Here is a 7068-nt window from a genome sequence, read left to right as displayed (position 1 = left end):
GACCTTTTGTCCTGCGAAAGACGAACCTGCGAGGAATACTTCTCGGTCGCATCCTTGTATGGAGGCGGCCAATCGACGCGCTGCGTAGGCACGATCTTCATCGTCATGCCGCGCTCGACCTTGTAGTAAACACCTGGGCCTACGAGATCTCTAACTTTCTCCGCATTCTCGGGCGTGATGAAATCACCCGGCTTGACCTGCGCGTAACTCGCAGGGCTGAACGCTCCAATTGCGAGCAGCAGTGTGGTCACCAAGATCGTCGAGATCCATGACGATACACTCTCGAGCCTTCGCATAATCATGACCTCCTGGATTAGGAACGCGGCGAAGATGCCGCGCTCTCGCTAATGACTCACATTAGAATTAGCTGAATAAATGGTCAATACCAATTCATCGGCGATGTCCGGTTCGTTGTTGAAATTGGGTAGCGGCTGCATAGTCATTTAAGCGGCTTTCTCCGCGTCGTCAATCCTTGGTTCTCGATCGATTCCGGCGTCGTGTGCGCGCAGCGCGGCGACCAGGGTCGGCATCGCGCGGTAACCGACAAGCCTGCGGAAACCGCGCTCAGCCTCGAGCATGCCGGCGGCGGTCCAGCGCAGCACCATAGCGCCGCTCTGCCAGCGTTTGACTCGGCGTCCGATTTCGCGCACCCGGCTGAACAGGTTCTCGATCAGATTGGTGGAAGACAGCACACGTTCGAGGCTCTCCGGCAGTCCCAGCCGCATCACGGCCAGAGTTTCGTCCAGCCCTTCGCGCAGCGAGGCGGCGGCGCCGGGATGAGGATGTTCAAGCTGGCGCGCCAGGTTTTCGAGCAGGCGCCGCGCGCGTTTGGGGTCACGCGCCGCGTAGGCCTGGCTCATCGTGCTGCGGACCGAGGCCCGCATCCGCTCGGGCAGAGCCTCTGTAACATTGCGCTTCTTATGCTCGCGGCAGCGCTGAATCAGGGCGAGTGTGCCGAACATCTCGACCACCGCCTTGTGCAGCGCTTTGGCCCCGTCGATTACGACTAGCAGCGCGCGGTTGAGATTAAGTCCGCGCTCGACCAGATCGGTTAGCAGGACCCGCACCGCCGCGGTGTTCCCCGGCAAAGCCGTTATGCGCGTCGTCCAGTAGTCAGATGGACGCAGGCCGTATCAAGCTGTGCCGGCGGTGGCGCGCTACGCTTCGTCGCTCGCATCCCGGCCAGGCGATAGCCGAGTTCGCGCTGGTGCTGACGCCGTGCCTGATGCTGTTCTTCGGGATTATCAACTTTGCGCTGGCGCTCTATTGCTACGACTTCGTTTGCTATAGCGCCCAGCAGGCCGTTCGCTACGAGACCGTCCATGGCTCGACCGCGAGCACGGTCGTGTCATCGTCGGATGTTCAGAACTACGTGGACACGCTCGTCGTCGGCGTGCTTAAGACCAGTGCGATGACCGTCACCACGACCTGGGCGCCCAACAACAAACCCGGCGGCGTCGTCACCGTGACCGTCACCTACAATTTCCCACCGCTAACGAGCCTGGTCTCCTCCGTCACGATCCCGCTAACCCGCACCGCCGCAATGGTAATCACGCAGTAGCTTCTGTTCCTCTCCTTGCCGATCCCTCGCCCGTTATTTCACGGAAGAGGTTAGGTGAGGGTTCTGGGGCTCAAGATGCAGGCGTGCTACGTCGCCGCTGCTCTTCTCTGACTCTCTTCCCCGCGTTCAGCTATTCGGATCGACGCCCCACTTTTTCTTGTTCTCCGCGACTTGCTCGGGCGTCGGGTGCTCAACCTTCTTGAACGGCATCACCTTGAACTGATCCTTGATCTCGAGAATCGCGTGGTTGAGCGCGATGTCGTCCTTCAGCACGTCGGGAACCGCCGGCTCCTCGAAAATTGCCTGCCACGGACATTCGGGCTCGCAGGCGCCGCAATCGATACATTCGTCGGGATCGATGTAGAGCTGGTTGGGGAATTTTACTTTGTCGGCGCCGACGTATTCGTAGATGCAATCGACGGGGCATACGCTGACGCATCCGGTGTCAACGCAGTCGCGGCAAAGACGCGTAATCGTCCAGGGCATGGTTGCAGCCTCGCTTGAAATCCAGTCGCTATAAAAAATCTCGGCCTGAAACCGCACTCCCTATTGTCGAGAGTACGCCGCATAACCTATATCGGCACGGCCCCTCTGAAAAGGGCAAAGCGGGGGCAAGTCGCGACGGTCGGAACCCGCTGTCATCGGCCGCTGGCCGGGTTAGAATAGTCGGCGCACGAGCGTCAGAAATACGACAGGAATATAGAAGATGGCATCAAAATCGAGAGCGAAGATGCGCAAACCCGGCGTCGCCAAGCGCGCGACCACCGCGAAGGCCGCTCCCGTGGCCGCCAAGGCGCCGGATACCGGCAAGCGCGTCGAGTCGGACAGCATGGGCGCAATCGAGGTCGCCAACGACCGCTACTGGGGGGCGCAGACCGAGCGTTCGCTGCTGCACTTCGCGATCGGATTCGATCGGATGCCGCGCTCGGTGGTGCGCGCGTTCGGTATTTTGAAGAAAGCGGCGGCCGAGGTTAATCGCGACCTCGGCAAGCTGCCGCCCGACAAGGCCAGGCTGATAACCGCGGCCGCCGACGAGGTGATCGCGGGCAAGCTCGACGATCATTTCCCGCTGCGCATCTGGCAGACCGGCAGCGGCACGCAGACCAACATGAACGCCAACGAGGTCATCGCGAACCGCGCGATCGAGATGGCCGGCGGCGTGCTCGGCAGCAAGAAGCCGATCCATCCCAACGACGACGTGAACATGTCGCAGTCGTCGAACGACACGTTTCCGACCGCGATGCATATTGCGGCGGCCGAAGAAGTCACGCACGACCTGATTCCCTCGGTGCGCAAATTGCGCGACGCGCTCGCGCGCAAAGCCAAGGCGTTCGCCGACATCGTGAAAATCGGACGCACGCATCTGATGGATGCGGTCCCCCTGACGCTCGGACAGGAATTCTCGGGCTACGTCGCGCAGCTCGACTACGACTTGAAGCGCCTCGAGGCGGCCCTGCCGGACCTGCTCGAACTCGCAATCGGCGGCACAGCGGTAGGCACCGGCCTCAACACGCATCCGGGATTTGCTGATCGCGTCGCGAAAAAAATTGCCGAGTACACCGGGCTGCCGTTCAAATCCGCGCCCAACAAGTTTGCGGCGCTGGCTGCCCACGATGCGCTGGTGGCGGCTTCTGGAGCGCTCAAGACGCTCGCGGTTTCGCTGATGAAAATCGCCAACGACGTGCGCTGGATGGGCTCGGGACCGCGCACCGGCCTCGGCGAATTACTCCTGCCGGAGAATGAGCCGGGCTCGTCGATCATGCCGGGCAAGGTGAATCCAACGCAGAGCGAGGCGATGACGATGGTCTGCATCCAGGTGATCGGCAATGACGTCGCGATCACGACGGCCGGCTCGCAGGGAAATTTCGAGCTCAACGTTTTCAAGCCGCTCATCATCCACAATTTTCTGCACTCGACGATGCTGCTGGCGCACTCGTGCGCGTCGTTCAGCAAGTATTGCGTCGAAGGGATCGAGCCGAATCGCGAACAGCTTCGGCGCAACGTCGAAAATTCATTGATGCTGGTGACGGCGCTGAGCCCGCACATCGGTTACGACAACGCGGCCAAGGTCGCGAAGAAGGCTCATGCGGAAGGAGTCACGCTGCGCGCGGCCACGATCGCGCTCAGGCTGCTCTCGGGAGAGGAGTTCGACCGGCTGGTGCGCGCGGACAAGATGCTCGCGCCGGAAGGCTGAGCCGGGATGCGTCGGGGGATCGTTCCTTTTGTGCTCGCGCTCGTCGTCGCGATCGCGATGCTATCGCCAGCGCCGGTCCACGCCGCACAAACTCCAACCGGCATCGCGACCGATCTGATCCTGCAACCGCCGCCCTACAACGGCCAGCCGCTCGAAGTCACCATCGGCTTGCATATCGTGAACATCGCCGCGATTGACGAGGTGAACGAGCAGTTCCAGATGGACGCGTACCTGTTCGCGCGATGGACCGATCCGCGGCTCGCCTTCACGCCGAGCGGCCCCAACGACCATGAGCGCGACTACGCACTCGGGCAAATCTGGATTCCGCAGCTCGAGATTATCAACGCCGCGACCCCGCGCGAGCGCTACGACACTTCGATCCGCGTCGCCCCTGACGGCACCGTAAAACTACGCGGAGCGATGCAAGGTCGGGGTATCGTCCAAGTTCGCACTCCGGCGCTTCCCGTTCGATCAACAGTCGCTGCTGATCATCATTCATCCCTTCCTCGTCGACGGACCTCATATCAGGTTCAAGTTGAGCGATTACTCGATCTGGACGGCGAGCGAGTTCGAGAGCTACTCGTCGCTGGCGCAGTGGAGGTTGACCGCGGTCGAGCCGCGAATAGAAACGGCGCCGACCTACGGAGGCCTGACGTTCCCCGAGGCCAGGTTCGAGATCTCCGTGCAGCGCCGCTCGAGCTTCTATTTGTGGAAGGTGTTCCTGCCGTTGCTGCTGATGGTGTTCCTGTCGTGGGCGGTTTTCTGGATCGAGGCGAGCGATCTCTCGAACCAGGTCCAGGTCGCGGTCACGACGATTCTCACCGTAATCGCGTTCGCGTTCGCGATTTCCGCGACGATGCCGCGCCTGCCCTACCTGACGTACATCGATGCGTTCTTTCTCGAGTGCTACATCTACGTTTTCCTCGCGGTAGTCGAGCTGATGACGGTCCACGTAACCCATCGCTCAGAGCGCCGCCGCGACCTCGGCCTGCAAATCCGCAAATACTCCCGCTGGCTAATCCCCGCCTCCTTCGTAGTGACCAACATCGTGATCGCCCACCACTTCCTGGGCTGATTCCGTCTGATTCCCTCCCACGTTCGTCGTCTGGTTCCCTCTCACGTCCGTCGGGGGAGGGTTAGGGTGGGGGACCAATTGCGGCGCGATTGTCTGTTGCGCCGAATGCCTTACAATCTTTTTCGTTTTATTCTCCGCGGCACACCTTCGAGCGCATCAGCGATCCGCTGAACAACCTGGTCGATCTCTCCGATAACCTCGTAATTCCAAAACCTCAGTACCTTGTATCCCGCACCACGCAGAAACTCACTTCGACTTTCGTCCCGATCCGTCTGATCGGCGTGCTGCGAGCCATCAACCTCGATGATCAGCTTCGTTTCGAGGCAAACGAAGTCCGCGAAAAGGCGCCCTATGGGAAGCTGCCTTCGGAATTGAAGTCCCTTCATTTGGTGGCGGCGCAGTCGCGACCATAGCTTTTGCTCCGCTTCGGTTTGGTCTCGTCTCAGCTTACGAGCCGTGTCACGAGGAAGTGTCGGTTCGAATGGCATTGCAATGCCTTTTGGCGGCATGCGGCGCGACAAACATTCGCGCCGCATTGGTCCCCCACCCTAACCCTCCCCCGACGAACGTGGGAGGGAACCAGAATCACATCCTGAAAACTCCGAAGCCCGGATGCTCCGGGATTGCCGCGTTCATCGATGCCGCGATGCCCAGCGCGAGCGCCGCGCGCGTCTCGACCGGATCGAGCACGCCGTCGTCCCATAGCCGCGCGCTCGAGTAGTACACGCTCGATTCGAGCTCGTACTTCTCCAGCGTCGGACGCACAAACTCCTTCTGCTCCGCCTCGGTCATCGTCGCGCCTTCGCGCTTCAGCTGATCGAGCTTCACCGTGAGCAGTGTGTTCGCCGCCTGCTCTCCACCCATCACCGAGATTCGCGCGTTCGGCCACATGAACAGCAATCGCGGCGAGTACGCGCGCCCGCACATCCCATAATTTCCCGCGCCGTTCGACGCGCCGATGATCACCGTGAACTTCGGCACCTGCGCGTTGGCGACCGCGTTGACCATCTTGGCGCCGTCCTTCGCGATACCGCCCTGCTCGTAACGCTTGCCCACGATGAAGCCGGTGATGTTTTGCAAAAAGAGCAACGGGATGCGCCGCGCACAGCACAGCTCGATGAAGTGCGTCGCCTTCAACGCCGACTCGCTGAACAGCACGCCGTTGTTCGCGATGATGCCGACGGGATAGCTGTAGATTCGCGCGAAGCCGGTGACGAGCGTGGTCGCGTAGCGCGCCTTGAACTCGTGCATCCTGCTCCCATCGACCAGCCGCGCGATCACCTCGCGCACGTCGTACGGCTTGCGCGTATCGACCGGGATGATGCCGTAGAGTTCGGCGGGATCGTAATGCGGATCCTCAGGCGCGTCCTGCTCGATCGTGCCCGCGGTGCGAGGCCCAAGATTCTCGAAGATCGCGCGCGCAATCTGGATTGCATGCTCGTCGTCGTCGGCCAGGTGATCGCTCACGCCCGACAATCGCGTATGTACGTCGCCGCCGCCGAGCTCTTCGGCGCTCACTTCCTCGCCGGTCGCGGCGCGCACGAGCGGCGGTCCCGCCAGGAAGATCGTTCCCTCGCCGCGAACAATTATGTTTTCGTCGCACATCGCCGGCACGTACGCGCCGCCCGCCGTGCAACTGCCCATCACCACCGCGACCTGTGCCAGCCCAATCGCGGACATCCGTGCCTGGTTGTAAAAGATGCGCCCGAAGTGATGCTCGTCGGGAAAAATCTCGGACTGCATCGGCAGAAACGCGCCGCCCGAATCGACCAGGTAAACGCACGGCAGCATGTTCTCGATCGCGATTTGCTGCGCGCGCAGATGCTTCTTCACCGTCATCGGAAAATACGTGCCGCCTTTGACCGTCGCGTCATTGGCGACAATGACCGCCTCGCGGCCGTGGATTCTGCCGACGCCGGTGATGATGCTCGCGCACGGCGAGTCGCCGTCGTACATATTAAATGCCGCCAGCGGCGACAGCTCGAGAAACGGACTGCCGGGGTCGAGAAGCTTTTTGACGCGGTCGCGCGCGAGCAGCTTGCCGCGTTCGACGTGACGCTCGCGCGCTGTCGCCGGCCCGCCCTGGCGAACGCGCTCGATTTCGTCGCGCAGGCGCTTGACCAGCGCGTCCATCGCGTCGCGGTTGCGGCGGAACTCGTCGGAGTTGGTGTTCAGCCGCGATTCAATTCGATCCATCTGAATATCCTTGATGCCTGGTTGGAATCCTTGATGCCTGCG

Annotated in this window: 8 protein-coding genes and 1 pseudogene; 4 read left to right on the top strand and 5 right to left on the bottom strand. The window is 61.5% G+C overall.

Going from position 1 to position 7068, the window contains the following annotated elements; all coding sequences use genetic code 11:
* Positions 1–296, bottom strand: a 296-nt coding sequence (locus tag VJX68_RS19020; protein WP_324097313.1) for a hypothetical protein, incomplete at its 3' end; no start/stop codon positions are given.
* A 147-nt stretch (positions 297–443) separates the two neighbouring features.
* A complete protein-coding gene (locus tag VJX68_RS19015) occupies positions 444–1067 on the bottom strand; it encodes a transposase (protein ID WP_324097312.1) in 624 nt (207 codons plus the stop codon).
* 50 nt (positions 1068–1117) lie between these two features.
* On the opposite strand from VJX68_RS19015, the gene VJX68_RS19010 reads away from it, so the two are divergent.
* Complete coding sequence (locus tag VJX68_RS19010) at positions 1118–1561, top strand: TadE/TadG family type IV pilus assembly protein (RefSeq protein WP_324097311.1); 444 nt, start codon at positions 1118–1120, stop codon at positions 1559–1561.
* Between the two features lie 126 nt (positions 1562–1687).
* Here the strand turns inward: VJX68_RS19010 and VJX68_RS19005 are convergent, their stop codons facing one another.
* Positions 1688–2047: a 4Fe-4S dicluster domain-containing protein gene (locus VJX68_RS19005; protein WP_324097310.1), complete on the bottom strand. Its 360-nt coding sequence runs from the start codon at positions 2045–2047 to the stop codon at positions 1688–1690.
* A gap of 220 nt (positions 2048–2267) precedes the next feature.
* On the opposite strand from VJX68_RS19005, the gene fumC reads away from it, so the two are divergent.
* From fumC to VJX68_RS18990, 3 genes and pseudogenes are all read left to right on the top strand, one after another.
* Positions 2268–3755, top strand: a complete 1488-nt coding sequence (gene fumC / locus VJX68_RS19000) for a class II fumarate hydratase (RefSeq protein WP_324097309.1) — start codon at positions 2268–2270, stop codon at positions 3753–3755.
* Between the two features lie 6 nt (positions 3756–3761).
* Positions 3762–4106: pseudogene (locus VJX68_RS19420) on the top strand (ligand-gated ion channel); the annotation flags it as partial.
* A gap of 184 nt (positions 4107–4290) precedes the next feature.
* Entirely contained in the window at positions 4291–4830 is a 540-nt protein-coding gene (locus VJX68_RS18990; RefSeq protein ID WP_324097307.1) for a hypothetical protein, read from the top strand.
* A gap of 110 nt (positions 4831–4940) precedes the next feature.
* On the opposite strand, the gene VJX68_RS19225 is transcribed toward VJX68_RS18990, so the two are convergent.
* Complete coding sequence (locus VJX68_RS19225) at positions 4941–5318, bottom strand: endonuclease domain-containing protein (RefSeq protein ID WP_349255941.1); 378 nt, start codon at positions 5316–5318, stop codon at positions 4941–4943.
* Between the two features lie 97 nt (positions 5319–5415).
* A complete protein-coding gene (locus VJX68_RS18980; RefSeq protein WP_324097305.1) occupies positions 5416–7026 on the bottom strand; it encodes a carboxyl transferase domain-containing protein in 1611 nt (536 codons plus the stop codon).
* Positions 7027–7068 lie beyond the last annotated feature (42 nt).

The sequence above is a fragment of the Binatus sp. (SeqCode) genome (assembly GCF_035272065.1).
Taxonomy (GTDB): domain Bacteria; phylum Desulfobacterota; class Binatia; order Binatales; family Binataceae; genus Binatus.
The sequence above is the reverse complement of the archived record's forward strand: the minus strand, read 5'-3'. Positions and strand labels throughout refer to the sequence as shown.